This window comes from Flavobacterium lacus (assembly GCF_003268815.1).
Lineage (GTDB): Bacteria > Bacteroidota > Bacteroidia > Flavobacteriales > Flavobacteriaceae > Flavobacterium > Flavobacterium lacus.
On the sequence record NZ_QLSV01000022.1, the window covers coordinates 1 to 23,083 of the forward strand.

A 23,083-nucleotide genomic window follows, 5' to 3' on the forward strand; every position below is an offset into this window, starting at 1 on the left:
AATCCAATGAATATCTTTGGAATAGTTAAGGCATCGTGTAATTGCATAATCTTCGTTTTTAGGAAATTCAAAGTTATGCTTTTACATAGATGCTTTGCAAGATTGCGGGTTTTGGGCTAAATTTAAAGTTGGTTTTGTATCTTTGAGTTCAGTGTTTAATCGAAAGTTTTGGCTTCTTTAGTCCGCAACCTCGCCAAGCCTGAGAACGTTCAACAATAACAAAAATTCTCAACTTTCAATAAAATAATAGATTTAAAAAGTTATAGGAGAAATAAATTAAATAATTTTTTAAAAAATAGCACTATCCCCTTTTCCTTCTCTAATCACAACCGGCTCTCCTTCCGATAAATCGATAATGGTCGAAGGTTGATTGTCGCCATAACCACCATCGACGACAACTTCTACAAGGTTTTGCCATTTTTCAAAAATGAGTTCCGGATCGGTAGAATATTCTAATACTTCATCATCGTCGTGAATGGAAGTGGACACAATTGGATTGCCTAGTTGTTTCACAATTTCGAGTACAATGTTATTATCCGGCACACGAATACCAACCGTTTTTTTCTTTTTAAATTCTTTCGGTAAATTGTTATTTCCCGGCAGAATAAAAGTATAAGGTCCCGGTAAAGCACGTTTTAAAATCTTAAAAGTAGCCGTGTCAATTTGTCTAACATAATCTGAAATGTTGCTCAAATCATGGCAAATGAATGAAAAATTGGCCTTTTCCAACTTAATGCCTTTTATTTTGGCAATGCGTTCTAAGGCTTTGGTGTTGGTAATATCGCAACCCAAGCCATAAACCGTATCGGTGGGATAAATTACTAATCCGCCCTCTTTTAAAACTTTAACAACCTTTGCAATAGCTGCTTCGTTTGGATTTTCGGGATATATTTTAATAAATTGAGCCATGTGACAAATTTAATCAAGTTAGTACTTATACAATAGCAATTTTAATGTATTTTTTAAAATATAACGTATAAAAAAACCCTACCGAAGCAGGGTTTTAACGTTTTATGGGTTTGAATATTATTGCTCAGCAACAATCTCATAGGGCAATTCAATCACAACGTTTCTGTGTAAACGGATCGTTGCAGTGTATTTTCCAGTTCTTTTTACTGTTCCAGAAGTAACAAATTTTCTATCGATTGGTTGTCCGGCTTTTTCCAAAGCTTCCACAATATCCATATTGGTTACAGAACCAAATAATTTTTCACCACCTGCTTTTGCAGTAATTTTAATATCTAGCGCTTTTAATGATTCAGCCAATTTCTTAGCATCATCCACCACTTTTTGCTCTTTGTGTGCTTTTTGTTTCAAGTTTTCAGCCAATACTTTTTTAGCTGATGGTGTTGCTAATGCAGCAAATCCTTGTGGAATCAAAAAGTTTCTTCCGTAACCTGGTTTTACAGAAACGATATCGTCTTTAAAACCTAAATTTTGAACGTCTTGTTTTAAGATTAGTTCCATGTTGTTGTCCTTTTTTTATAGAAGTTAGCCCGCCAATGGCGAGGCAACAACTTAATTAATTATTATTTTAATAAATCCGCCACGTATGGCATTAAAGCTAAATGTCTTGCTCTTTTAACGGCAACAGACACTTTTCTTTGGTATTTTAATGACGTTCCGGTTAAACGTCTTGGTAAGATTTTACCTTGCTCGTTTACGAATTTCAATAAAAAGTCGGCATCTTTATAATCAATGTATTTAATACCTGATTTTTTAAAACGACAATACTTTTTAGTTTTGTTTGTATCTATATTCAAAGGAGTAAGATATCTGATATCCCCTTCTTTTTTTCCTTTTGCTGATTGCTCGATTGTTGACATAGTAATTATGCTTTAACTTTTAATTTTTCTCTTCTTCTCTCAGCCCAAGAAATAGCGTGTTTATCCAAACTTACAGTTAGGAAACGCATAATTCTCTCGTCACGTCTTAATTCAGTTTCAAAACCTAAGATGCTATCTGCAGGTGCTTTGAATTCGAATAAATGGTAAAAACCACTTTTCTTGTGTTGGATTTCGTAGGCTAACTTTTTAAGTCCCCAATCCTCTTTGGATACCATCTCTGCCCCTTTGGCTGTAAGAAAATCTTCGAATTTGCTTACTGTTTCCTTTACCTGTTGTTCAGATAAAACGGGATTCAAGATGAAAACAGCTTCATAATGATTCATAATAATTTACTTTAAAATTGTTAAATTGGGTGCAAAAGTAAGAATTTAATTTTAATAACCAAGCACAAAACATAAATAATCGACATAAGGCAAAAAAAGCCGAAAAAAATTAGTTTTTATCGATGAAATGCACTATGTTTGTTTCACCAAATCTATAATAAATCGTATTATGAAACTAAATTGTGTCGTAGTCGATGACAGTTCTATTCAAAGAATGATCATCACAAAGTTAGTAAATAATCACCAAAGTTTAAACCTTGTAGGTGATTTTTCTAACGCTATTGAGGCAAAGAGTTGTATGTCTATACACTCTGTTGACCTTATTTTTCTCGATATCGAAATGCCCATTATTAATGGTTTCGATTTTCTTGATGGTTTAAAAAACAAACCACAAATCATTTTTATCACTTCAAAAGCAGATTATGCCGTGAAAGCTTTTGATTATGATGCCACTGATTACTTACAAAAACCCATCTCTGTTGATCGTTTCGATTCTGCTGTTAAAAGAGCAATCGATATGCACAAATTAAGACATGAAGTTTCTGAAGAAGAAGGTGATTACATCTTCATTAAAAGTAATCTGAAAAAACTAAAAGTATTCACTTCTAAAATCAAGTGGATTGAAGCGTATGGTGACTATGTAAAAGTGGTTACTGATGAAGACAGCAATTTAGTGCTTTCTACTATGAAATCGTTTGAAAATGATTTGTCGAAAGACAGATTCTTGCGTGTACACAAATCTTTTATTGTGAACATCGACAAAATTGAACGTTTTAACAGCAAGTTTGCCGAAATTGGTGTAACCAAAATCCCTTTGAGCCGAAACAAGAAAGACGATTTGAAGAAAGCTCTTGCCATCGCCTAACCAAAATCAACATTTACTACAAGCTTTACAGATCTATATTGCGAAATAACATCAAAACTATTCACTATTTTTTGGATAGTTTTTTTTGTGCCTTGTGGCGAAACATCATCCGGAATTTTAATGACAATTGTTCTGATGTATTCATTTCTAATTTTGCTCACAGCCGGCTCTTCGGGGCCTAAAACAGGCATGTTTAGATGCTGACTCAACACTTGATACAACCACATCGAACTTTCTTTCACTTTTTCGTATTCTTTATGACGAAGCGTGATTTTAATTAACTTGAAAAAAGGCGGATATTTAAAGATTTGTCTTTCATACAACTGCTCTTTGAACATTCCTACATAATTATTATGAGTCACTTGTTGAATCGTGTTGTGATTTGGATTATAAGTCTGAATCACCACTTTTCCTCTTTTTTCAGCCCTTCCTGCCCTGCCCGAGACTTGTGCCATCATTTGATAACTGCGTTCAAAAGCTCTGAAATCGGGGAAGAAAAGCATGTTGTCGGCATTTAAAATTCCAACCAAACTCACATTATCAAAATCCAAACCTTTGGCCAACATTTGTGTTCCCACTAAAATATCCACTTCTCGGTTTTGAAACTTATCAATAATTTTATCATAACCAAATTTTCCACGTGTGGTATCTTGATCCATCCGTTGGATTTTTTTGTTGGGAAAAAGCGTGGCCAATTCCAATTCAATTTGCTCAGTTCCAAAGCCTTTTGTAGTTAAATCCACACTGGAACATTGATGACAATTAGTTGGTTTGGCAATCGAATGTCCGCAATAATGACATCGGAGCTGATTTTTAAATTTGTGATACGTTAAACTCACATCGCAATTGGGGCACTGCGGAATGTGTCCGCACGTCGTACATTCCAACAAAGGAGCATAACCTCTTCTGTTTTGAAAAAGGATCACTTGTTCGCCCAACGACAAAGCAGAAGTTATCTCTTCAATCAACGTATCGCTAAAATGACCATTCATTCGCTTGCGGAAATACTTATCTTTTAAATCCACTAAAATAACTTCCGGTAAAGGTGTGTTATTGTAGCGTTCAAAAAGTTCTACCAATGCATATTTTTGATTTTGCGTATTGTAATACGTTTCCAAACTCGGTGTGGCCGAACCTAAAAGTACTTTTGCTTGATGGAATTTAGCCAAAACCGTTACTGCATCGCGTGCATGATAACGTGGAGCAGGATCCGTTTGTTTGAAATTATGTTCGTGTTCTTCATCCACAATCACTAATCCCAAATTGGAAAAAGGTAAAAACATAGCCGATCGAGCACCAATAACTACTTGTGCTTTGGGAGAGTTTTGCAAAACCTGATTCCACACTTCCACCCTTTCGTTATTGCTGTATTTGGAATGAAAAACCGCCACTTTATTACCAAAAAACTTTCGCAAACGCGAAACTAACTGCGTGGTAAGGGCAATTTCGGGCAAAAGAAATAAAACCTGTTTGCCGGTTTGCATCGTTTCTTGAATGAGTTGGCTATAGATTTCTGTTTTACCACTGGACGTTACGCCATGCAGCAAACAAACATCTTTGGCTTCAAGGTGTTTTTTAATATTCTCTAATGCTGTTTGTTGGGGTTGACTCAACACGATGCTGTCATCTTTTTCATTATCAGCAAAATCGGTTCTATCTTGAATGAGGTGGTATTCTTCAAGAATTTCTTTTTCGATGAGTTTTTTTAAAACGGCCGATGTTGATGATGCAAAATCAATTAATTGTTTAGCCGAAATAGGTTTCTTTTCTGAAGCATTTAATTGAAAATAGCCTAATACAAGTTCCTTTTGTTTTTCGGCTTTAATGGAATTCAACAGCTCGTTTAAACGTTCATCAGTTGCGTAATTCTGATGAAGTTTAATGTATCTAACCAATTTTGGTTTATACGATTCGTGCATTTCCTCTTGAAGAGCAACGACACTTTTATCCATCAGTTTTTGAAGAACCGGAAAAACATTTTTTTTATTTAAAATTGAAATAACATCACTTATTTTGATAGAGCTTTGGTGTTGAAGAGCTTCAAAGACTAAAAATTCATCATCGGATAATGCTTTTTCATCAACTAAATCGCCTTGTTTCAGTGAAATCACTGTTTCACTTTCCAATAAAAATCCGGAAGGCAAAGCAGCTCTAAAAACTTCACCAATGGAACACATATAATAGGAAGCAATCCATTGCCAATGTTTCAATTGCCATTCATTCACGATGGCATTTTCATCTAAAATTTGGTGGATTTCTTTGGCTTCGTATAAAGTGGGCGGATTTTGATGCGTTTCAATTGCCAACGCAGTATACATTTTACTTTTTCCAAACGGAACAGCCACTCGCATTCCGGGTTTAATGTATTTAAACTCGGCTTCAGAAACTTGATAAGTAAAGGTTTTATCGAGTGCTAAGGGCAAAATAACTTCGACGAAGTACGACATAAAATGGCTATTATTTCAACGTAAAAAGAATTAATCAAACAGATTTTTTCTTTTTAATTTGTTTATGGTGGCATTCAATTCAAAACCTAGTAATAGAATCATACAGTTAATCCAAATGTAAAACATCAAAATTAAAAGCGTTCCAATAGAACCGTAAAGTTCGTTATACTTAGCAAATTTCACAACATAAATTCCAAAAACATACGAAGACAAAAGGATTAAAACAGTGGTAAAAACCGATCCGATACTGATAAAAGAAATTTTTGCAGTTTCTTTTGCTCCAAATTTGAATAAAAGTGAAGTTGTGATTAAAACCATTAAAATCACAAAACAGTATCGAGTGATTTGAATCAATGTAACATCAGTATAAGCAAATTGCCTGAATTGAATTTGTTGGATGATTACTTCGGAAATTACAATGGCTGCCACGGTAATTATCAAAATCATCGAAAAAAGTAGTGACATTATGAGTGCAACAAAATACTGTCTGAAAAAGCTTCTGGAAATAGTTATATGATAGGATGTTTCAAATCCGCCCAAAATGGCATTAATTCCGTTTGACATTAGAAAAATAGACAAAATAAAACCCGACGATAATAAACCTTGATAACTGTTATTCAAAATATCATCGATAATGGTTTTGATGGCTTCAAAGGTGTTTGGTGGAACTCCTTCTTCTACAAACAGCAGAAAATCTTCTTGAAAACCTTCAATTGGAATAAAAGGGATTAAGTTTAAAATGAACAATGCAAACGGAAACAAAGCCATAAAAAAGCTAAAGGCAATCGCACCCGCACGATAGGAAAAAGCTCCTTGTGCAATTCCGATAATGTATAATTCCATCATATCATAGAACGACAAGCCCTCTAACCAAGGTAGTTTTATGTTTTTAGTAAATCGAACGATGTGTTTGATTACCGGAATTTTTTCGAGTTTTTGCTCTGTTTCTACTGACATATTTTTGTCTGATGCAAATTATTCATACTTTAATTGAACGCGGATTTAACGGATTTGCTAACGCGAAACACTGGTTTGCACAGATTTTGATAGCTTCGCTATAATGGATTTTCACGGATTTTCGAAATACTGTAACTGCGACTGAAAACTCCTTACTCCTAACTCCCAACTCATCCTAAAAAGCCTTCAAACTCAAATCCATATTATAAACCGAATGCGTCAAAGCACCGGACGAAATATAATCCACACCACATTCTGCATAATGGCGAATGGTTTTTTCATTAATGTTTCCTGAACTTTCGGTTAAGCACTTATTTCCAATAAGCTTTACGGCTTCTTTGGTCATTTCATAATTAAAATTGTCTAACAAAATTCGGTAAACGCCACCACTATTGAGGATTTCTTCCACTTCATTTAGGTTTCTGGCTTCTACGATTATTTTTAAATCCAATTGATTTTCGCTTAAATAATCTTTTGTTTTTTGAATGGCTTTAGCAATTCCACCGGCAAAATCATTGTGATTATCTTTCAACATAATCATATCATATAATGCAAATCGATGATTTTCGCCACCGCCAATTTTAACAGCCCATTTTTCCGCGGCACGAAATCCGGGTGTTGTTTTTCGGGTATCTAATACTTTGGTGGATGTTCCCTCCAACAAATCAACATACATTTTTGTCTTGGTTGCTATGGCACTCATGCGTTGCATCGAATTGAGTACCAGACGTTCTGCTTTCAAAATAGATTGCGAACTTCCTGAAACATGAAAAACAATATCGCTATAGTTCACTGAACTACCGTCTTGAATAAATGTTTCAATTTCTAAATTTGAATCTACGAAGTTAAAAATCATTTTGGCAAATTCAACTCCGGCAATAATTCCATCTTCTTTAACCAATAATTTTGCTTTTCCGGTTACTTCTTTTGGTATGCAAGCTAACGAACTGTGATCGCCTGAACCAATATCTTCTCTGATTCCGTTTCGTATAATGAGCTGTAGTTCGTTTTGAAATTGGGCTTCTGTAATCATAACTAAAATTTGTATCGAATGGCTAAAATAGGAAATCGTTTTTATTTTTTTGGTAAATTCTTGTATAAAAAAACCACGAAATCCGTGGTTTTATATTTATTGAAATTTCGTTTTATTTCTTTCTTTTTACTTCGCAGGTACTTTTTCCAACCAAAGCATAGAGCGGACAAAAGGTGGCAAAAGCGGTGATGATTAAAATCATACTCACACCCAAAACAATCCATTGTACTAAATTATTTTCAATAGCTCCGGACATAAAAAGAATCAAAAGAATAATGCCAAACATTACTCTAACAAACCGATCGGTATTGCCAACATTTTTTTTCATAATCTCTAAATTTTAGGTTTTGGATTATAAAAATAGGAAAAAAAAGCTATCAAACGGCAATAAATGTAAATTTAGTTTGGTTCAACAATCGGTCCGTTCCATTCAGAAATCCCTCCAACTAGGTTATATGTTTTCTCAAAACCTACTTGTTGCATCACTTCACATGCTTTTGCACTTCTACTTCCGGCATGGCAATAGACGTAATAGGTTTTCGATTTATCTAATTCTTCAATCAAATAAATAAACCCTTGTCCTTTATAAATATCAATGTTGATTGCATTTGGAATAATTCCACGCTCAAATTCTTCCGGTGTTCGCACATCTAAAATGATTGTGTTTTCATCGTTTTGGGCATCGGCCCACCATTTTTCTTGTTGTAAGTTCATTTTTTTTAAGGTTCTAAGGGACTGAGGTGCTGAGGTACTGAGGTACTGAGGTACTGAGTACAAAGATAATGAAAAACTAATTTTATCTTATAAACCTTAGTACCTCAGCCACTCAGAACCTAATTTTCTAAGCTTTTATCGAACAGCCGATTGCTTTTGTTGTTTTTATTTTTACTTCTTGTTTTTTTAATAAGGCGTCTACTGCGTTTTCAACATAACGTTGTTCAACAGCTGTTTCGTCTGAATGATTGTCGTCTATTGCTCCAATATATTTAACAACATTTCCTTTGTCTGTTTTTTGCAAAATGTAAACATGAGGCGTTTTAGTCGCTCCGTACTGCGGATAAATTTTCTGACCTTCGTCAAACAAATAGGGAAAAGTAAATCCTTTTTCTTTGGCACGCACTTGCATTTTATCAAAACTATCGTCTTTTTGTTTTTCAGGATTGTTTGGGTTGATAGCAATTACAGGGTAACCTAACTTTTTATATTTTTTATCCAAATCGATTATTCTGTCTTCATATGCAATGGCATACGGACAATGATTGCAGGTGAAAATTACAATAAAACCTTTCGCCTCTTTATAATCTTTTAAGGCAACTTTTTTGTTATCTACATTTTTTAGCGAAAAATCGGTGGCGATTGAACCAATTTCGTAACCCGCAGGATTGGTTGTGGTGAAGGCCGTAATCAATCCGGCTGCAAGTACTAAAAAGGCAATTTTGAATTTTTTCATAGTTTTTAATTTAGTTAATGAATGATTTTATTTCTGTTTCTAATTCTTCCTCGGTGAACGATTGTTCATAAAACCTTCGTTTCTCGTTTTTATAAATGATGGTGGCCGGGATGGCTCCAGACCATTCTTTGGCTACTTTTTCAATCCACGTATTGGCATCGGGATCATTTAAAACGACAACTTCTGCTTGCAAATTTTTATTTTTAATAAAAGGAATGACGCGACTTTCAATCATTTTAGGAAAATCTAAACTCACTAAAATCATTTTAAATTTTCCGCCTTTGTATTTTTGATTCAATTTTTCAAAATGCGGCAATTCTTTTACACAAGGAACGCACCAGGTTGCCCAAAAGTTGATGACATAAACGGTATCATTCTTTTGATTTAAATAAGGTTGTAATCCATCAAAATTAAAGGATTTCAATTTGATTCCGTCTATTTCATATACTTTCAATGGTTTTGACAAGGTTTTGCTTTGTGAAAAGCCATTTAAAACCCAGAAAAAATGAAATACCAGTAGTAGTATAAGTTTTATATTTTGATGCATTTTTATTGATTATCTCATAAAATTAAACCTTCCACCATCCTCTTAAAAATCTTTAACAAAATTTTAATAGACATTTGTATATACAATTAAAAAATACAACTACATTTGTACATACAAATTTTGTAATTACAAATGAAGATAGAAGAAATCATAAAATCCAATTCACCCATTAGCATTGAAAAGCGAACTGTACTCAATATCATGTTCACTCAGAATGTTATTGCGGATGCTTTTAATGATATTTTAAAATCCTTTGATTTGTCGGTTGAACAATTTAATGTATTGCGAATTCTTCGAGGTCAAAAAGGAAAACCGGCCAACATGTGTGTTATTCAAGAACGAATGATTGCTAAAACCAGTAATACTACCCGATTAGTTGACAAATTACTGTTGAAAGATTTAGTTATTCGTGAAGTTTGCGAAGAAAATCGTCGGAAAATGGAAATCACAATCACTGAGAAAGGACTAAAATTATTAGCCGAATTAGACCCGAAAATTGAAGCACATGAAACGTTATTTTCAACTAATTTATCATCAGAAGAGTTAGAAAATTTGAACAACTTGCTAGAAAAATATAGAACAATTTAATTTATTAAGAAAATGAGCGACTTCATTAGTAATCAAAACTGGCGTTATGCCACCAAAAAATTTGATGCCACCAAAAAAATCTCTTCAGAAGATTTAGAAACATTAAAAGATGCCATTCAACTGAGCACTTCTTCGTATGGATTGCAACCTTACAAAGTATTTATCATCGAAAATCCTGAGTTAAGAGCTAAAATCCAGCCGTTTGCTTGGGGACAATCGCAAATTGTAGATGCTTCTCAGCTATTAGTTTTCGCAAATATCACTAACTTTGGAGAAACAGAAATAGATCAGTACATTGCTAATATGGCAGAAACAAGAGGTATTCCTGTAGAAAGCGTAAAAGGATATGCCGATTTCATGAAAATGAAAATCACATCATTACCGGAAAAACAAAGAAATACTTGGACATCAAAGCAAACCTACTTAGCATTAGCTAATTTGATGAATGCTGCCGCAGAGCTAAAAATAGATGTTACACCCATGGAAGGTTTTGAGCCGGAAAAAGTAAACGAAATTTTAGGATTAAACGAGTTAGGATTAAATGCATCCTTGTTGGCTACAATTGGTTACCGACATGAAGAAGATGCTACGCAATTTTACAAAAAAGTGCGTAAACCCAAAAACGAATTATTTATCAATTTATAATTAATAACCTTAAACAATGAAATCAATGAAAAATTTAAAAACAATTGCCTTAGCACTTCTGGTCGTTGCAGGAACAATTACGACAACGGCTCAAAACAAAAAAATAAACGTAGAGAAAAGTAAAATTACGTGGGTTGGAAAAAAAGTAACCGGACAACACGACGGAACAATTAGTTTTAACTCTGGAACGCTAGTTTTCGACGGGAAAAAACTGAAAGGTGGTTCTTTTGAAGTTGATATGACTAGTATAACAGTTAAAGATTTAGAAGCAGGAAAAGGAAAAGAAAAACTAGAAGGTCATTTAAAAGCTGACGATTTTTTTGGTGTAGATAAATTTTCTACTTCAATCTTAGAATTCAAAACAATAGCCTCAAAAGGAAGCGATATTTATACTGTAACTGCCGATTTAACTATTAAAGGAAAAACGTTACCGGTAACTTTTGATTTAGCAATTGGAGCAGGTTCAGCCAGAACAGCTTTTAAAGTAAACAGAACTAAATACGGTATTCAGTATGGCTCAGGTTCTTTCTTTGACAATTTAGGAGATAAAGCTATTAATGATGATTTTGAGTTAACAGTTTCGTTGGCTTACTAATAAAATAAAAGGGAAAAATTGCTAAAAATCCTGATACAAATGTATCAGGATTTTTTTATGTTTAATTAATTTCTAAAAACATGTGGGATCGCGATGCCGTTTTGTACGTGTTGGAGTCACTTGATCACCATTACAAGCCGGAATATCATTAAATTGATAATATTGTTGCGGGGTAGTTCCGGGAATTTTTAACTCATTTCGAGTTAAAACACCATCACCATCATCATCCGTATCTAAAAAGTCAGGGATCCCGTCAAGGTCGGTATCTTGATTAAAAAAACCAATATCTGTATCTCCCTGCGGATTATAAATTTCATCCTTAGACAAAATTTTGTCACGATCATGATCATTGTATCGCAATCCTTTCAGCTTAATTTGAAAAACTAAATTGGAATATGGCAGAATATTTGCTCCTCTCGACGAATTAAAGTAGGCTAATCCAGAAGGAATAAACACTACACAATTACCATAATTTGTAAATGAAGTTGTTCCATCTTCGTTAACAGTAGTTGTTTCCGGAGTTTTCATTAATGGAACTATTTGTCTAAATCCTGATATAAATTCAAGTTGTGGTGCCGGATAGGTTGTCCAAACCGGTGAAGAAGTTCTATCAAACTCTACATTACTAAAATTCCAACCTCTATAGTCAACAAACGTTGAATCAACCGTTGTTGGTCGCTGTCCTCCACCTTCGTTTAATAAAATATAATAAAGTTTGTACTTCACTGGGTCATTAATTCTTCCACCCTTTAAATAAGTAACTCGCGTATCGTTATCTACGTTTTCCATGAATTGTAGTGGATAATCTGTCTGGAGTTTGATTGAGGTTTGCGTCAAAGGATCAGTAATTTTTGCAATTGTAACATTCATATCTGCATCCACGGTCATATAATGCTCTTCTAAATAGGTTTCTATTAAAGATGCATCCTCAACATATTGCACACTTCTATCTCTTGGTGGTGTAATCGTAGCTTCATCATCATCCTCTTTGCATGAAAAAATAACTGAAGAAAACAGGGCAATCAGTAAAACATTTTTAAATCTCTTTGATAGCATTTTTAGTAAAATTATTGTTTAAACTTTGTATAATAATATCTTAAAATAAGTGCTGCAAGATACAATTTTGATTTATTTTTGTGTACTAATTAACGAAGAATTCTGAAAAAAGGTATGCGAGTAGATAAATACTTATGGTGTGTACGGTATTTTAAAACCAGAAATATGGTGACCGAGCTTTGCAAAAAAAATCATGTGACGGTTAACGGTCAAGTTGCCAAGCCTTCAAAAGAGGTTTTTCCGAGTGATGATGTTACGTTTAGAAGAGACCAAATCATCTATAAAATCAAGGTTTTAGCCATTCCTGAGAGTCGTGTAGGTGCAAAATTAGTCGATATTTATCGAAAAGACGAAACGCCGGCAGAAAGTTTTGCTCATCTGGAATTGCTAAAATTATCTAAAGAACATTACCGAAAAACAGGTGAAGGAAGACCGACTAAAAAAGATCGCAGGGATTTGGAAAATTATACCGATGATACGGTTGAGTAAACCGAAATTACCAAGCAATCTCTTTTTTTTCCATTTCTTTTAAATACTTGTTGGTTTTGCTAAAGTGGTTGTTTCCGAACCAAAGTCCACGGTTGGCACTTAAAGGTGAAGGATGACCGGTTTCTAAAACAATGTGTTTTTTTTTGTCAATTTTAGTACCTTTCTTTTTAGCAAATCCGCCCCAAAGCAAGAAAATAACGTTTTCTTTTCGGTGTGAAATTTCTTGAATCACAACATCCGTAAACGTTTCCCAACCTTTATTTTGATGACTTCCTGCTTCCGATTGTCTTACTGTTAAAGTAGCATTGAGCAATAATACACCTTGGTCTGCCCAACGTTCTAAATTACCGGATTTGGGATAAGGAATTTGCAAATCTTTTTCTAATTCTTTAAAAATATTTTGTAGTGATGGCGGAAAAGAAATGCCATCATTTACCGAAAAACATAATCCGTTAGCCTGATTTACCCCGTGATAGGGGTCTTGCCCAATAATTACCACCTTCAGATTTTCAAAAGAACAATGCTTAAAAGCAGCAAAAATTTGATCTTCCATCGGATAGCAACGATGTTGATTGTATTCATTTTCTACAAAATCCATTAATTCCTTAAAATAAGGTTTTGAAAATTCATTTTCCAGAATAGCTTGCCAAGACGGATGGATTTTTACTTGCATCGATGAAATATTTTCACAAAGATAATTATAGTTCTCAATTTGAAGTTAATGCCATGCAAACAAAGAAAAATTATCGCTAAATTTGCCTAAAATTGCTATAAAACTAAATGATTTCAATCACTGATAAAACGCTAAAAGATTTAGAATTTTCCACCATACTTCAAACTGTCTCCGATCGATGTAACACCGAACTGGGAAAGCAAAAAGCGTTGGAAATTGTTCCGTTTCGAGACAAAAATCTCTTACTGGATTCACTTTTGCAAACCTCTGAATATCTTTCCTCTTTTTCCAACAATAATGCATTACCAAATCATGGTTTTGATAACATCAGTACCGAAATAAAATTTATTGGTATTGAAGATAGTTTTTTAGAAGTTGGCAGTTTTAGAAAAATTGCTCAATTATCGGAAACAACCAATACAATGTTGCTTTTTTTGAAAAAGTTTACTGATTATTATCCCACTTTGCATCAAAAATCATCACAAATTGACTATACCAAATTCATAGTTCAAAAAATTGACGAAGTGGTTGACAAATTTGGTGAAATCAAGAATAATGCTTCGCCCGATTTAATCAATATTCGGCGAGAAATGAGTACCGTGCGTGGTAAAGTGAATCAGAGCTTTGGTGCGGCTTTAAGTCAATATAACAGTTTGGGATATTTAGACGAAATTAAAGAAAGTTTTGTAGAAAATCGTCGTGTTTTAGCTGTTTTAGCGATGTATCGAAAAAAGGTAAAAGGCTCTATTTTAGGAAGTTCGAAAACCGGAAGTATTGCTTATATCGAACCTGAAGCAACCTTGCGGTACTCTCGTGAATTGAGTAATTTGGAATATGAAGAACGTGAAGAAATTACTCGAATATTAAAAAAATTAACCAATGATATTCGTCCTTTCAAAGACCTTTTAAATCAGTACCAGGAATTTTTAAGTGATATTGATGTGATTGCCGGAAAAGCAAAATATGCCTTAAAAATAAATGCTATTTTACCCACAATTATTGAAGAAAAAAGAGTTTTTTTTAGAGATGCCTACCACCCTATTTTATATTTGAATAACAAAAGTAAAAACGAAGTTACGTATCCGCAGACGATTGAATTAGATAACAAAAGTAGAATTATTGTTATTTCGGGTCCAAATGCCGGTGGAAAAACCATTTCGTTAAAAACGGTTGGTTTATTGCAATTGATGTTGCAAAGCGGTATGCTGATTCCGGTTCATGAACGAAGTGAAACATTTTTATTTGATCGCATTTTAACGGATATAGGTGACAATCAATCCATTGAAAATCATTTGAGTACCTACAGTTATCGACTTAAAAATATGAATTACTTTTTAAAAAAATGTAATGACAAAACACTGTTTTTGATTGATGAGTTTGGAACAGGTTCAGATCCTGAATTAGGTGGTGCTTTGGCCGAAACTTTTTTGGAAGAATTCTATCACCGCGAAGCATTTGGAATCATAACAACGCATTATTCCAATTTAAAGATATTGGCCAACGAATTGCCTTTTGCCTCCAATGCCAACATGCTTTTTGACGAAAAATCGTTGGAACCGATGTATAAATTAATTTTAGGTCAAGCCGGAAGTTCGTTTACGTTTGAGGTAGCTCAAAAAAATGGCATTCCGTATGGATTGATTAATCGGGCGAAGAAAAAAATTGAAGGTGGAAAAGTTCGTTTTGATAAAACAATAGCCACCTTGCAAAAAGAACGTTCTAAGTTAGAAAAAACCTCGATTAATTTAAAAGAGGAAGAAACCAAAGCCCGTGAAGAGAGCAAAAAAATGGAAACCATCAATGCAAAAATTCAGGATAAATTAGAACGCTACCAGGAATTGTATGATGCCAACCAGCGTTTAATTTACATGGGACAAAAAATGGATGACCTTGCTAGCAAATATTTCAATAACAAAGACAAAAAAGTGTTGATGGGTGAATTGTTGAAAATTGTAGAAATTGAAAATTCCAAACGAAAGAAAGCAAGCGTTAAAGAAATAAAGGAAAAAGAAGTTATCCAAAAACAAATTATTCAAGAGGTTACCACAAAAGTAGATGAAATTAGAGCTGATAAAAAAGAAAAAAAAGCCAAAGCTTTAAAAGTTGAATCGGAAAAACCTAAACCTATTTTAAAAATCGGTGATCGTGTTCGCATGTTCGACGGAAAAGCGGTTGGCACCTTAGATGCGATTGAAAAAAACAAAGCAACCGTGAATTATGGCATGTTTACCTCCAAAGTGAGTTTAGATGTTTTAGAACTGGTTGAATCAAAAAAATAAAAAGAATATGGAAGGATTACCTCAAGATAAAAAAATAATATTGTTTGACGGCGTTTGCAATTTGTGCGATTCATCTGTTCAATTTATCATCAAACACGACAAAAAAGACGTGTTTCGTTTTGTTTCTTTACAATCAGAATTAGGTGAAAAAATTTTAAAACACATTGGCGTTAATCCGCTGAAAGTGGACAGTATTGTGCTGTATGAGCCCGGTATAGCCTATTTTCACAAAGCCGAAGCAGCGATGCGAATTGCCAAAGAATTGGATACGTGGCATAAAATCATTGGTTATTTATCGTTTACCGGAAATTTAGGCAATTTTGTGTATGACCTTATCGCGAGAAACCGCTACAAATGGTATGGCAAAAAAGACGAGTGCATGATTCCGACTCCCGAATTAAAAGCAAAATTTTTGTAACTGATAATTATCATAAAAAATCTGCCGTTTGATTTTTAATTTTGACTCAACTTAAAACATAACAAAATGATTAATCAAACTTTTGCTTTATATTCTTGGGAAAACGGTGCGTTCATCATGATTGGTGTTTTTCTTCTCGTTATCTTTGGTATTATTGGAGCCGTTATGCTCATGATGAACGAAAAAAAGAAAAAGTAATAAAAACTTTATCATAAAAAAATCCCGAATTTAATCGGGATTTTAATGTTTGCATTATCTTAAACTCGCTAAACTCTGTTCGATGGTAGCAATTTTTGCTAATGCATCGGCTTCTTTGTTTCGTTCGTTTGCAATAATTTCCGGTTTTGCATTAGCTACAAATTTTTCATTGGAAAGCTTCACCTGCACTGATTTTAAAAAGCCTTGGATGTATTTTAATTCTTCTTCCAGTTTTTCAATTTCAGCCGCTACATCAATATTTCCTGCAATAGGAATGAAATATTCATTTGATTTTACACGATACGTCAATGCTCCATTTACTGTTTCTGTAACATATTCTAGGTTATCAATATTTCCTAGTTTACTGATTACAGCATCAAAAGTTGTTGCGTTTTTTTCGTTATTAATAATTCTTAAATCAATACTATCTTTATTCGCAATGTTTTTTTGTTTGCGAATGGTTCGAATACCGGCAATTACTTCAATGACAAAATCAAATTCAGCAATTAAATCAGCATTTGTATTTTGCATGGTTGGCCATTCTGAAATAATCAACGCTTGTTCCGGTGTTCTTTCTGCAATGTATTGCCAAATTTCTTCCGTTAAGAAAGGCATAAATGGATGTAATAATTTCAAATTGGCTTCTAACAATTCAATCGCTTTATCGAAGGTTGCTTTATCGATTGGTTGTTGATATGCCGGTTTGATAATTTCTAAAAACCATGAACAAAAATCATCCCACACTAATTTATAAATGCCCATTAACGCATCGGATAATCTGTATTTTTCAAAATTATCTTCAATTTCAGCTAAAGTTTGTTGCAGTTTAGCTTCGTACCAATCAATCGCAATTTTTGAAGCTTCCGGTTGTGGAATTTCAGCCACTTCCCAACCTTTGATTAATCGGAAAGCGTTCCAAATTTTATTAGCAAAAGCTTTTCCGTTATTGCATAATTCTTCATCAAACATGATGTCGTTTCCGGCAGAAGCACTCAATAATAATCCAACACGAACACCATCAGCTCCAAATTTCTCAATTAAATCTAATGGATCAGGTGAATTTCCTAATGATTTTGACATCTTACGACGTTGTTTATCACGAACCAAACCGGTTAAATAAACATTGTTAAACGGTTTTTTACCGGTGTATTCATACCCTGCAATAATCATACGAGCCACCCAGAAAAATAAAATATCCGGACCGGTTACTAAATCATTGGTAGGATAATAGTATTTAAAATCTTCATTTTCAGGGTCTAAAATTCCACCAAAAACAGCCATTGGCCACAACCAAGAGGAGAACCACGTGTCCAATGCATCGACATCTTGTTTAAGGTTGCGGGTTTCGAGTTGCGGGTTGCCCGTTTTAACTTTAGCCAAAACTAAAGCTTCTTCAATATTCTCCGCAACTACGTAATCTTCTTTTCCTTCACCATAGAAATAAGCAGGAATTTGTTGTCCCCACCATAATTGACGAGAAATATTCCAATCGCGAATATTTTCCATCCAATGACGATACGTATTGTTGAATTTACTTGGGTATAATTTTACTTCTTCGGTTTCTAGAACGGCTTTAATGGCGGGTTTTACCAACTCTTCCATTTTTAAAAACCATTGATCGGATAATCTTGGTTCGATTACCGCTTTAGTTCTTTCAGAAGTTCCAACTTTATTGATGTGTGTTTCTGTTTTAACTAATGCTCCAATCGACTGTAATTCTTTAGAAATTTCTTCTCGAGCTACAAATCTGTCTTTTCCTTGGTAATGTAAACCGAAACTATTCAAAGAAGCGTCTTCGTTGAAAATATCAATAATTTCAAGATTGTGTTTATCACCTAAAACTTTGTCATTCACATCATGGGCCGGAGTAACTTTCAAGCAACCTGTTCCAAATTCTACATCTACGTAGTCATCTTCAATAATTGGAATAACTCTATTACATATAGGGACAATCGCTTTTTTGCCTTTCAAATGAGTAAAACGTTCGTCATTTGGATTGATGCAAATAGCTGTATCCCCAAAAATTGTTTCCGGACGTGTTGTGGCGATGGTTAAAACATCATTAGTGCCTTCCACTTTATAATTGATGTAGTATAAATTTCCTTGACGTTCTTCGTGAATTACTTCTTCGTCGGACAAAGTAGTTTTTGCTTCCGGATCCCAATTGACCATTCTGTAACCACGGTAAATCATTCCTTTGTTGTATAAATCCACAAACGATTTGATTACAGAAGCTGACATATCTTCATCCATGGTGAATTTGGTTCTGTCCCAGTCGCATGAGCAACCCAACTGCTTTAGTTGTTCAAGGATGGTTCCACCGTATTTATCAGTCCACTCATATGCATGTTTAAGGAATTCCTCACGGGTTAAATCACTTTTATTAATTCCTTCAGACTTTAGTTTGGCTACCACTTTTGCTTCGGTTGCGATAGAAGCATGGTCGGTTCCAGGGACCCAACACGCATTGAAACCCTTTAAACGAGCACGACGAATTAACACATCTTGAATGGTGTTGTTCAACATGTGTCCCATATGCAAAACTCCCGTTACGTTTGGCGGAGGAATTACTATTGTATAGGGCGTTCTGTGATCTGGTTTTGAATGAAAATAATTGTTTTTCATCCAGTAATCATACCATTTTTGTTCGGCTTGCTTGGCATCAAATTGTGCTGGAATAGACATAAATATTAATTATATGGTTATAAACTGAAAATCATCGTTTTAAAAACAATCTACAATTTGGTCTGGTTTTTGTACTAAGATGCAAAAGTAACGATTTAGTCAGAAGTATTAAAAAAGAAATTAGTATTTGTAATTTACGGAAAAGTGACTATTTTTACACAACCCAAAAACACATAACCATGAAAAGAATTTTATTTTTTGCTGTATTTAGCTTTATTAGCTTTATTAGCTTGACTGCTTTTGCTCAAAAAGGTCCAAAAATTGAGTTTAAAGCCAAAGACAACACGATAGACTACGGAAAAGTTTATAAAGACAATGACAATGGTGTTCGCGTATTTGAATTCACCAACACTGGTGATGCACCTTTAATTATTACCAACGTTCAATCCACATGTGGTTGCACGGTTCCATCGAAACCCAAAGAACCAATTATGCCTGGTAAATCGGATAAAATTGAGGTTAAATATAACATGGCTACCGGTCCGATTAGAAAAAGTATTACTGTTGAAACAAATGCAGTGAATGCAGAGGGCGGAAAAGTTCACCTCAAAATAAAAGGTGAAGTTTTGGAACGACCTGAAGTAAATTTAATGGAAAAGAAAAAAGTTGGCCCCATGCAATAAAATTGAATCCCTTTTAACGAAGGGATTTTTTTATAGAATACTTTTTAAATAAAAAGTGAATTTCATACGGCGATTCCCTCTGTCAATTTCAAAATTAATTTTTTTGCCGTCTTGCGATTTCAAAAGTGCATTTACTTCCTGAAGAGAATATCGCTCTATTCCGTAGCCATTAATTCGAACTACAATATCATCTTTTTTTAAACCGGACAAGTCGGCCGGTGAATTTTTTCTGATGTGAGCAATAACAAAAATTGGTTTTAGCACAAATTTATACTTGACCTTTTCACTGCCTCTAAATGAACTTTCGTACGATGTTTTATCTCTTGTAACAAAATTTGTATTTAACGACTCTTCTTCCTGAATCCATTGTAATCCGGCATGATTAATCTCAATCCCGCTCATGTTGTATTCAAATGGTTGCTTATAATTCTTATTTTTCTTTACATACAAATTGCTATTTTGGTAATCAAAAATAAGTGTGAAACGTTTAAAAATTTCTCCTCCCATTGAACCAATTCTATTTTCAGCCCATTTAACATTTTGCAAGGAGGTTGAATCCGGAATCGCTACATAAGGATTTTTAAAAGTAAAATCATCAAAAGAAAACGAACCTAGCTTTGTTCTTTTTCCAAAAATGTCTCCATTAAATCCCTTTCCCAAAAAATCCTCAAAAGATTGTTTCGGAAACGTGTAGTTACTGATTTTATTTGCGAAAAGCCAAAATGCGTCGCTATTACCTATATCTAAAAGTAATTTCCCTTCTACTTTTTGAGAATCAAATTCAAATAAGGAGGCTAAATAAGGCTTGTTGTTGTGTAATAAAAAATCAAGCTTTTTAAACTTACTCATTTTTTTTCTCTTTAATTCATGGGAGGGATTGTAGATATGAATTTTGTGCGACACATAATCGATTTCCACTTTAAAATTTTTAAAAAATTGATAGCCAATTATACCATTTACGGGAATCCCAACACTGCCTGAAAAATTTAACTCTTCATCAAGAATAATGTAAATCTCATGATTTTGATCTATAATGGCATCGTTAAAAACTACTTGATTTCCGGATGATTTAAGACCTTCAATATAATCTGAACTACCTAAGCCGCGTAACATAATTTTTTCAACATTATTGAACGTCAACTCTTCTTTGTCTTCCAAGCTGAATAAAATTGATTCTTCTACACCGGAATCCACTAAAAAAGTTAAATCAACTCCATTGACTTCCAATGGAACAAATACCAAGTTATTTATCAGTTTAAATGGAATTGTTATCTTCTTTTTTTTGGAATAATACTGAAACCCTTCCTGCCCATAAAATAATGATGGGAACAGAAAAAATGATAGTATAATCCAAAAGAATTTCATGAATAATTTTTAATAAAAATACAAATTCCACCTTAAAAATCCAATTTGACTAAATATATCCTCAAAAAGCATTGGGTCTAAATAAAAAAAATTGCAAATTTGCATTTCAAAAAATAATCACTATGCCTAAGATTTCCAAAAAAGGTCAGCAAATGCCGGAATCACCTATTAGAAAATTAGTTCCCTATTCTGAAATTGCAAAAAAAAGAGGTACAAAAGTCTATCATTTAAACATTGGTCAGCCCGATATTAAAACACCGGAAGTGGCTATGAATTCTATCAAAAATATTGATATAAAAGTATTAGAATACAGTCATTCTGCCGGGTTTGAAAGTTACCGTAGAAAATTAGCAGACTATTATCAAAAACATAATTTGCCCGTTAATATCGAAGATATCATCATTACAACCGGTGGATCAGAAGCTTTGCTATTTGCCATGGGAAGCACAATGGATACCGATGATGAAATTATTATTCCTGAGCCTTTTTATGCTAATTATAATGGTTTTTCTACTGCATCTGGTGTAAAAGTTGTACCTGTTATATCAACTATTGATGAAGGTTTTGCCCTTCCTCCTATTGCTGATTTTGAAAAATTAATCACTTCTAAAACAAAAGCGATTTTAATTTGTAATCCAGGAAATCCGACTGGATACTTGTATTCTAAAGAAGAAATAGTTCAATTGGCTGAATTAGTGAAAAAACACGACCTGTTTTTAATTGCCGACGAAGTGTATCGCGAATTTATTTATGATGGAGATGAACATTTTTCTGTGATGAATGTTCCCGGAATTGAACAACATGCCATTATGATTGATTCTGTTTCCAAACGATACAGTATGTGTGGAGCTCGAATTGGTTGTATTGTTTCTAAAAATAAAGAAGTTATGGGTGCAGCGATGAAATTTGCTCAAGCCCGATTGAGTCCGCCCACGTTTGCTCAAATTGCCAGTGAAGCCGCTCTAGATACTCCGCAAAGTTATTTTGATGAAGTTATTACTGAATACAAAGACCGAAGAGATACTTTGATTGCCGAATTAAATCAAATTGAAGGTGTAAAAGTAGCTACTCCAAAAGGTGCTTTCTACTGCATTGCCAAACTTCCGGTTAAAAATGCAGATAATTTTGCACAATGGTTATTAGAATCTTTCGACTTTAATGGAGAAACAGTAATGGTTGCGCCCGCTGCCGGTTTCTATTCTACTCCAAATGTTGGTTTAGATGAAGTTAGAATTGCGTATGTTTTAAAGAAAGAAGACTTGATTAAATCGGTTAGAATTTTAAAGGAAGCTTTGAAAGTTTATACTGAATAAGACTATTTTTTATCATTGAAAAATCCCGACAGTTTGAAAATTGTCGGGATTTTTAGTTTGATGTTATTCGATTCTTTTATGCTTGAACCAACCCAAGTTCAAATCATTAAATTGAAAATTAATTTCTTCCTCTAGTGTTGTTTTATTAAAAATTAAGATGTCTGACTCGGTTGTGATGATATAACGGATTTCGTCTTCAGTTTCCGAAATAATCATATTCGGATGAAATTGATAAACTTGTTCTTCCAACTTAAATGCTATCGTTTGAGTAGAAATTTGAAGATATTCTTCTGTATGAACTCCCTCATAATCACCTTTTAACCATTCAGGCAAATTAAATGCTTGCGTGTTAAGTTCGGTTGATTCTGATTCGCATCCTATTAACATTAATCCTATTATAAAAATGGCTATAATCCTTTTCATTAAACAACATTTAGAAATAAACTGCAGTAAATCTAAGCATTAGACCAAAGAATATACCGTAAAATCGTTCAACTGAAGATTTAAACGTTTAAGTCATGACGATGTGAATTTCATCGATAAAAAAAACTCCTGACTTTCATCAGGAGTTTTCTATTATTAACTTTTAAGACTATCTTTTTAATGAAAAATGTGCTTTAAATGTTTTGGTCTGACCGTTTTCCAAATACTCTACCGTAAACCAGTAATCGGTTGAGGGAAGGTTTT

Annotated in this window: 26 protein-coding genes; 10 read left to right on the forward strand and 16 right to left on the reverse strand. The window is 33.8% G+C overall.

Going from position 1 to position 23,083, the window contains the following annotated elements:
• Positions 1–288 precede the first annotated feature (288 nt).
• The 4 genes from B0I10_RS15225 to rpsF all read right to left on the reverse strand — a co-directional run bounded on the left by B0I10_RS15225 (position 289) and on the right by rpsF (position 2,170).
• Positions 289–909, reverse strand: a complete 621-nt coding sequence (locus B0I10_RS15225) for an L-threonylcarbamoyladenylate synthase (RefSeq protein ID WP_112087381.1) — start codon at positions 907–909, stop codon at positions 289–291.
• A 117-nt stretch (positions 910–1,026) separates the two neighbouring features.
• Positions 1,027–1,467: a 50S ribosomal protein L9 gene (gene rplI, locus B0I10_RS15230; protein ID WP_112087382.1), complete on the reverse strand. Its 441-nt coding sequence runs from the start codon at positions 1,465–1,467 to the stop codon at positions 1,027–1,029.
• Between the two features lie 62 nt (positions 1,468–1,529).
• Positions 1,530–1,826: a 30S ribosomal protein S18 gene (gene rpsR / locus B0I10_RS15235; RefSeq protein ID WP_112087383.1), complete on the reverse strand. Its 297-nt coding sequence runs from the start codon at positions 1,824–1,826 to the stop codon at positions 1,530–1,532.
• Between the two features lie 5 nt (positions 1,827–1,831).
• The gene (gene rpsF, locus B0I10_RS15240; protein WP_112087384.1) at positions 1,832–2,170 is read right to left on the reverse strand and encodes a 30S ribosomal protein S6; all 339 of its coding nucleotides are present in this window, start codon (positions 2,168–2,170) and stop codon (positions 1,832–1,834) included.
• A 169-nt stretch (positions 2,171–2,339) separates the two neighbouring features.
• On the opposite strand from rpsF, the gene B0I10_RS15245 reads away from it, so the two are divergent.
• Entirely contained in the window at positions 2,340–3,035 is a 696-nt protein-coding gene (locus tag B0I10_RS15245) for a LytR/AlgR family response regulator transcription factor (protein WP_112087385.1), read from the forward strand.
• On the opposite strand, the gene priA is transcribed toward B0I10_RS15245, so the two are convergent.
• The 7 genes from priA to B0I10_RS15280 form a co-directional block, all read right to left on the reverse strand.
• Positions 3,032–5,482, reverse strand: a complete 2,451-nt coding sequence (priA, locus tag B0I10_RS15250) for a replication restart helicase PriA (protein ID WP_112087386.1) — start codon at positions 5,480–5,482, stop codon at positions 3,032–3,034. The two genes, B0I10_RS15245 and priA, sit on opposite strands and share 4 nt — an antisense overlap.
• Before the next feature lie 30 nt (positions 5,483–5,512).
• Positions 5,513–6,439: a YihY/virulence factor BrkB family protein gene (locus tag B0I10_RS15255; protein WP_112087387.1), complete on the reverse strand. Its 927-nt coding sequence runs from the start codon at positions 6,437–6,439 to the stop codon at positions 5,513–5,515.
• Positions 6,440–6,614: 175 nt separating this feature from the next.
• A complete protein-coding gene (nadC, locus tag B0I10_RS15260; protein WP_112087388.1) occupies positions 6,615–7,472 on the reverse strand; it encodes a carboxylating nicotinate-nucleotide diphosphorylase in 858 nt (285 codons plus the stop codon).
• Between the two features lie 112 nt (positions 7,473–7,584).
• Entirely contained in the window at positions 7,585–7,800 is a 216-nt protein-coding gene (locus B0I10_RS15265; protein ID WP_112087389.1) for a YgaP family membrane protein, read from the reverse strand.
• Positions 7,801–7,871: 71 nt separating this feature from the next.
• Complete coding sequence (locus B0I10_RS15270; RefSeq protein WP_112087390.1) at positions 7,872–8,186, reverse strand: rhodanese-like domain-containing protein; 315 nt, start codon at positions 8,184–8,186, stop codon at positions 7,872–7,874.
• A gap of 127 nt (positions 8,187–8,313) precedes the next feature.
• A complete protein-coding gene (locus B0I10_RS15275; RefSeq protein WP_112087391.1) occupies positions 8,314–8,922 on the reverse strand; it encodes a thioredoxin family protein in 609 nt (202 codons plus the stop codon).
• 10 nt (positions 8,923–8,932) lie between these two features.
• Entirely contained in the window at positions 8,933–9,469 is a 537-nt protein-coding gene (locus tag B0I10_RS15280; RefSeq protein ID WP_112087392.1) for a TlpA disulfide reductase family protein, read from the reverse strand.
• 132 nt (positions 9,470–9,601) lie between these two features.
• Between B0I10_RS15280 and B0I10_RS15285 the strand changes: the two genes are divergently transcribed.
• From B0I10_RS15285 to B0I10_RS15295, 3 genes are read left to right on the forward strand one after another with little or no spacing between them, the layout of a single operon-like run.
• The gene (locus B0I10_RS15285; RefSeq protein ID WP_112087393.1) at positions 9,602–10,057 is read left to right on the forward strand and encodes a MarR family winged helix-turn-helix transcriptional regulator; all 456 of its coding nucleotides are present in this window, start codon (positions 9,602–9,604) and stop codon (positions 10,055–10,057) included.
• Between the two features lie 12 nt (positions 10,058–10,069).
• Complete coding sequence (locus B0I10_RS15290) at positions 10,070–10,702, forward strand: NAD(P)H-dependent oxidoreductase (RefSeq protein ID WP_112087394.1); 633 nt, start codon at positions 10,070–10,072, stop codon at positions 10,700–10,702.
• A gap of 25 nt (positions 10,703–10,727) precedes the next feature.
• Positions 10,728–11,297, forward strand: coding sequence for a YceI family protein (locus B0I10_RS15295; RefSeq protein ID WP_112087404.1), 570 nt, complete (start codon positions 10,728–10,730; stop codon positions 11,295–11,297).
• 72 nt (positions 11,298–11,369) lie between these two features.
• Here B0I10_RS15295 and B0I10_RS15300 read toward each other — a convergent pair whose 3' ends face one another.
• Positions 11,370–12,353, reverse strand: coding sequence for an FKBP-type peptidyl-prolyl cis-trans isomerase (locus tag B0I10_RS15300; protein ID WP_112087395.1), 984 nt, complete (start codon positions 12,351–12,353; stop codon positions 11,370–11,372).
• 114 nt (positions 12,354–12,467) lie between these two features.
• Between B0I10_RS15300 and B0I10_RS15305 the strand changes: the two genes are divergently transcribed.
• On the forward strand, positions 12,468–12,842 hold the full coding sequence (locus tag B0I10_RS15305; protein WP_112087396.1) for an RNA-binding S4 domain-containing protein: 375 nt from the start codon (positions 12,468–12,470) through the stop codon (positions 12,840–12,842).
• A 7-nt stretch (positions 12,843–12,849) separates the two neighbouring features.
• On the opposite strand, the gene B0I10_RS15310 is transcribed toward B0I10_RS15305, so the two are convergent.
• Positions 12,850–13,515: a uracil-DNA glycosylase gene (locus B0I10_RS15310; RefSeq protein ID WP_112087397.1), complete on the reverse strand. Its 666-nt coding sequence runs from the start codon at positions 13,513–13,515 to the stop codon at positions 12,850–12,852.
• 107 nt (positions 13,516–13,622) lie between these two features.
• On the opposite strand from B0I10_RS15310, the gene B0I10_RS15315 reads away from it, so the two are divergent.
• The 3 genes from B0I10_RS15315 to B0I10_RS15855 all read left to right on the forward strand — a co-directional run bounded on the left by B0I10_RS15315 (position 13,623) and on the right by B0I10_RS15855 (position 16,410).
• On the forward strand, positions 13,623–15,794 hold the full coding sequence (locus tag B0I10_RS15315) for an endonuclease MutS2 (protein WP_112087398.1): 2,172 nt from the start codon (positions 13,623–13,625) through the stop codon (positions 15,792–15,794).
• A 7-nt stretch (positions 15,795–15,801) separates the two neighbouring features.
• Complete coding sequence (locus tag B0I10_RS15320) at positions 15,802–16,212, forward strand: thiol-disulfide oxidoreductase DCC family protein (RefSeq protein ID WP_112087405.1); 411 nt, start codon at positions 15,802–15,804, stop codon at positions 16,210–16,212.
• A gap of 66 nt (positions 16,213–16,278) precedes the next feature.
• Complete coding sequence (locus tag B0I10_RS15855; RefSeq protein ID WP_262510655.1) at positions 16,279–16,410, forward strand: hypothetical protein; 132 nt, start codon at positions 16,279–16,281, stop codon at positions 16,408–16,410.
• A gap of 54 nt (positions 16,411–16,464) precedes the next feature.
• Here the strand turns inward: B0I10_RS15855 and B0I10_RS15325 are convergent, their stop codons facing one another.
• The gene (locus B0I10_RS15325) at positions 16,465–19,095 is read right to left on the reverse strand and encodes a valine--tRNA ligase (protein WP_112087399.1); all 2,631 of its coding nucleotides are present in this window, start codon (positions 19,093–19,095) and stop codon (positions 16,465–16,467) included.
• 179 nt (positions 19,096–19,274) lie between these two features.
• Here B0I10_RS15325 and B0I10_RS15330 point away from each other — a divergent pair, with 179 nt between their 5' ends.
• Positions 19,275–19,718 (forward strand): DUF1573 domain-containing protein, encoded by a 444-nt coding sequence (locus B0I10_RS15330; protein ID WP_112087400.1) that lies wholly within the window; start codon positions 19,275–19,277, stop codon positions 19,716–19,718.
• 30 nt (positions 19,719–19,748) lie between these two features.
• Here the strand turns inward: B0I10_RS15330 and B0I10_RS15335 are convergent, their stop codons facing one another.
• Complete coding sequence (locus B0I10_RS15335; RefSeq protein ID WP_112087401.1) at positions 19,749–21,083, reverse strand: PDZ domain-containing protein; 1,335 nt, start codon at positions 21,081–21,083, stop codon at positions 19,749–19,751.
• 122 nt (positions 21,084–21,205) lie between these two features.
• Between B0I10_RS15335 and B0I10_RS15340 the strand changes: the two genes are divergently transcribed.
• The gene (locus B0I10_RS15340; RefSeq protein ID WP_112087402.1) at positions 21,206–22,396 is read left to right on the forward strand and encodes a pyridoxal phosphate-dependent aminotransferase; all 1,191 of its coding nucleotides are present in this window, start codon (positions 21,206–21,208) and stop codon (positions 22,394–22,396) included.
• A 63-nt stretch (positions 22,397–22,459) separates the two neighbouring features.
• On the opposite strand, the gene B0I10_RS15345 is transcribed toward B0I10_RS15340, so the two are convergent.
• Positions 22,460–22,819, reverse strand: coding sequence for a hypothetical protein (locus B0I10_RS15345; RefSeq protein WP_146740386.1), 360 nt, complete (start codon positions 22,817–22,819; stop codon positions 22,460–22,462).
• Between the last annotated feature and the right edge of the window lie 264 nt (positions 22,820–23,083).

What these genes read in the sequence shown, in the direction of transcription:
- B0I10_RS15225 (WP_112087381.1), bottom strand. Translation starts at nt 909, where the DNA reads ATGGCTCAATTTATTAAAATATATCCCGAAAATCCAAACGAAGCAGCT.
- rplI (WP_112087382.1), bottom strand. Translation starts at nt 1,467, where the DNA reads ATGGAACTAATCTTAAAACAAGACGTTCAAAATTTAGGTTTTAAAGAC.
- rpsR (WP_112087383.1), bottom strand. Translation starts at nt 1,826, where the DNA reads ATGTCAACAATCGAGCAATCAGCAAAAGGAAAAAAAGAAGGGGATATC.
- rpsF (WP_112087384.1), bottom strand. Translation starts at nt 2,170, where the DNA reads ATGAATCATTATGAAGCTGTTTTCATCTTGAATCCCGTTTTATCTGAA.
- B0I10_RS15245 (WP_112087385.1), top strand. Translation starts at nt 2,340, where the DNA reads ATGAAACTAAATTGTGTCGTAGTCGATGACAGTTCTATTCAAAGAATG.
- priA (WP_112087386.1), bottom strand. Translation starts at nt 5,482, where the DNA reads ATGTCGTACTTCGTCGAAGTTATTTTGCCCTTAGCACTCGATAAAACC.
- B0I10_RS15255 (WP_112087387.1), bottom strand. Translation starts at nt 6,439, where the DNA reads ATGTCAGTAGAAACAGAGCAAAAACTCGAAAAAATTCCGGTAATCAAA.
- nadC (WP_112087388.1), bottom strand. Translation starts at nt 7,472, where the DNA reads ATGATTACAGAAGCCCAATTTCAAAACGAACTACAGCTCATTATACGA.
- B0I10_RS15265 (WP_112087389.1), bottom strand. Translation starts at nt 7,800, where the DNA reads ATGAAAAAAAATGTTGGCAATACCGATCGGTTTGTTAGAGTAATGTTT.
- B0I10_RS15270 (WP_112087390.1), bottom strand. Translation starts at nt 8,186, where the DNA reads ATGAACTTACAACAAGAAAAATGGTGGGCCGATGCCCAAAACGATGAA.
- B0I10_RS15275 (WP_112087391.1), bottom strand. Translation starts at nt 8,922, where the DNA reads ATGAAAAAATTCAAAATTGCCTTTTTAGTACTTGCAGCCGGATTGATT.
- B0I10_RS15280 (WP_112087392.1), bottom strand. Translation starts at nt 9,469, where the DNA reads ATGCATCAAAATATAAAACTTATACTACTACTGGTATTTCATTTTTTC.
- B0I10_RS15285 (WP_112087393.1), top strand. Translation starts at nt 9,602, where the DNA reads ATGAAGATAGAAGAAATCATAAAATCCAATTCACCCATTAGCATTGAA.
- B0I10_RS15290 (WP_112087394.1), top strand. Translation starts at nt 10,070, where the DNA reads ATGAGCGACTTCATTAGTAATCAAAACTGGCGTTATGCCACCAAAAAA.
- B0I10_RS15295 (WP_112087404.1), top strand. Translation starts at nt 10,728, where the DNA reads ATGAAAAATTTAAAAACAATTGCCTTAGCACTTCTGGTCGTTGCAGGA.
- B0I10_RS15300 (WP_112087395.1), bottom strand. Translation starts at nt 12,353, where the DNA reads ATGCTATCAAAGAGATTTAAAAATGTTTTACTGATTGCCCTGTTTTCT.
- B0I10_RS15305 (WP_112087396.1), top strand. Translation starts at nt 12,468, where the DNA reads ATGCGAGTAGATAAATACTTATGGTGTGTACGGTATTTTAAAACCAGA.
- B0I10_RS15310 (WP_112087397.1), bottom strand. Translation starts at nt 13,515, where the DNA reads ATGCAAGTAAAAATCCATCCGTCTTGGCAAGCTATTCTGGAAAATGAA.
- B0I10_RS15315 (WP_112087398.1), top strand. Translation starts at nt 13,623, where the DNA reads ATGATTTCAATCACTGATAAAACGCTAAAAGATTTAGAATTTTCCACC.
- B0I10_RS15320 (WP_112087405.1), top strand. Translation starts at nt 15,802, where the DNA reads ATGGAAGGATTACCTCAAGATAAAAAAATAATATTGTTTGACGGCGTT.
- B0I10_RS15855 (WP_262510655.1), top strand. Translation starts at nt 16,279, where the DNA reads ATGATTAATCAAACTTTTGCTTTATATTCTTGGGAAAACGGTGCGTTC.
- B0I10_RS15325 (WP_112087399.1), bottom strand. Translation starts at nt 19,095, where the DNA reads ATGTCTATTCCAGCACAATTTGATGCCAAGCAAGCCGAACAAAAATGG.
- B0I10_RS15330 (WP_112087400.1), top strand. Translation starts at nt 19,275, where the DNA reads ATGAAAAGAATTTTATTTTTTGCTGTATTTAGCTTTATTAGCTTTATT.
- B0I10_RS15335 (WP_112087401.1), bottom strand. Translation starts at nt 21,083, where the DNA reads ATGAAATTCTTTTGGATTATACTATCATTTTTTCTGTTCCCATCATTA.
- B0I10_RS15340 (WP_112087402.1), top strand. Translation starts at nt 21,206, where the DNA reads ATGCCTAAGATTTCCAAAAAAGGTCAGCAAATGCCGGAATCACCTATT.
- B0I10_RS15345 (WP_146740386.1), bottom strand. Translation starts at nt 22,819, where the DNA reads ATGAAAAGGATTATAGCCATTTTTATAATAGGATTAATGTTAATAGGA.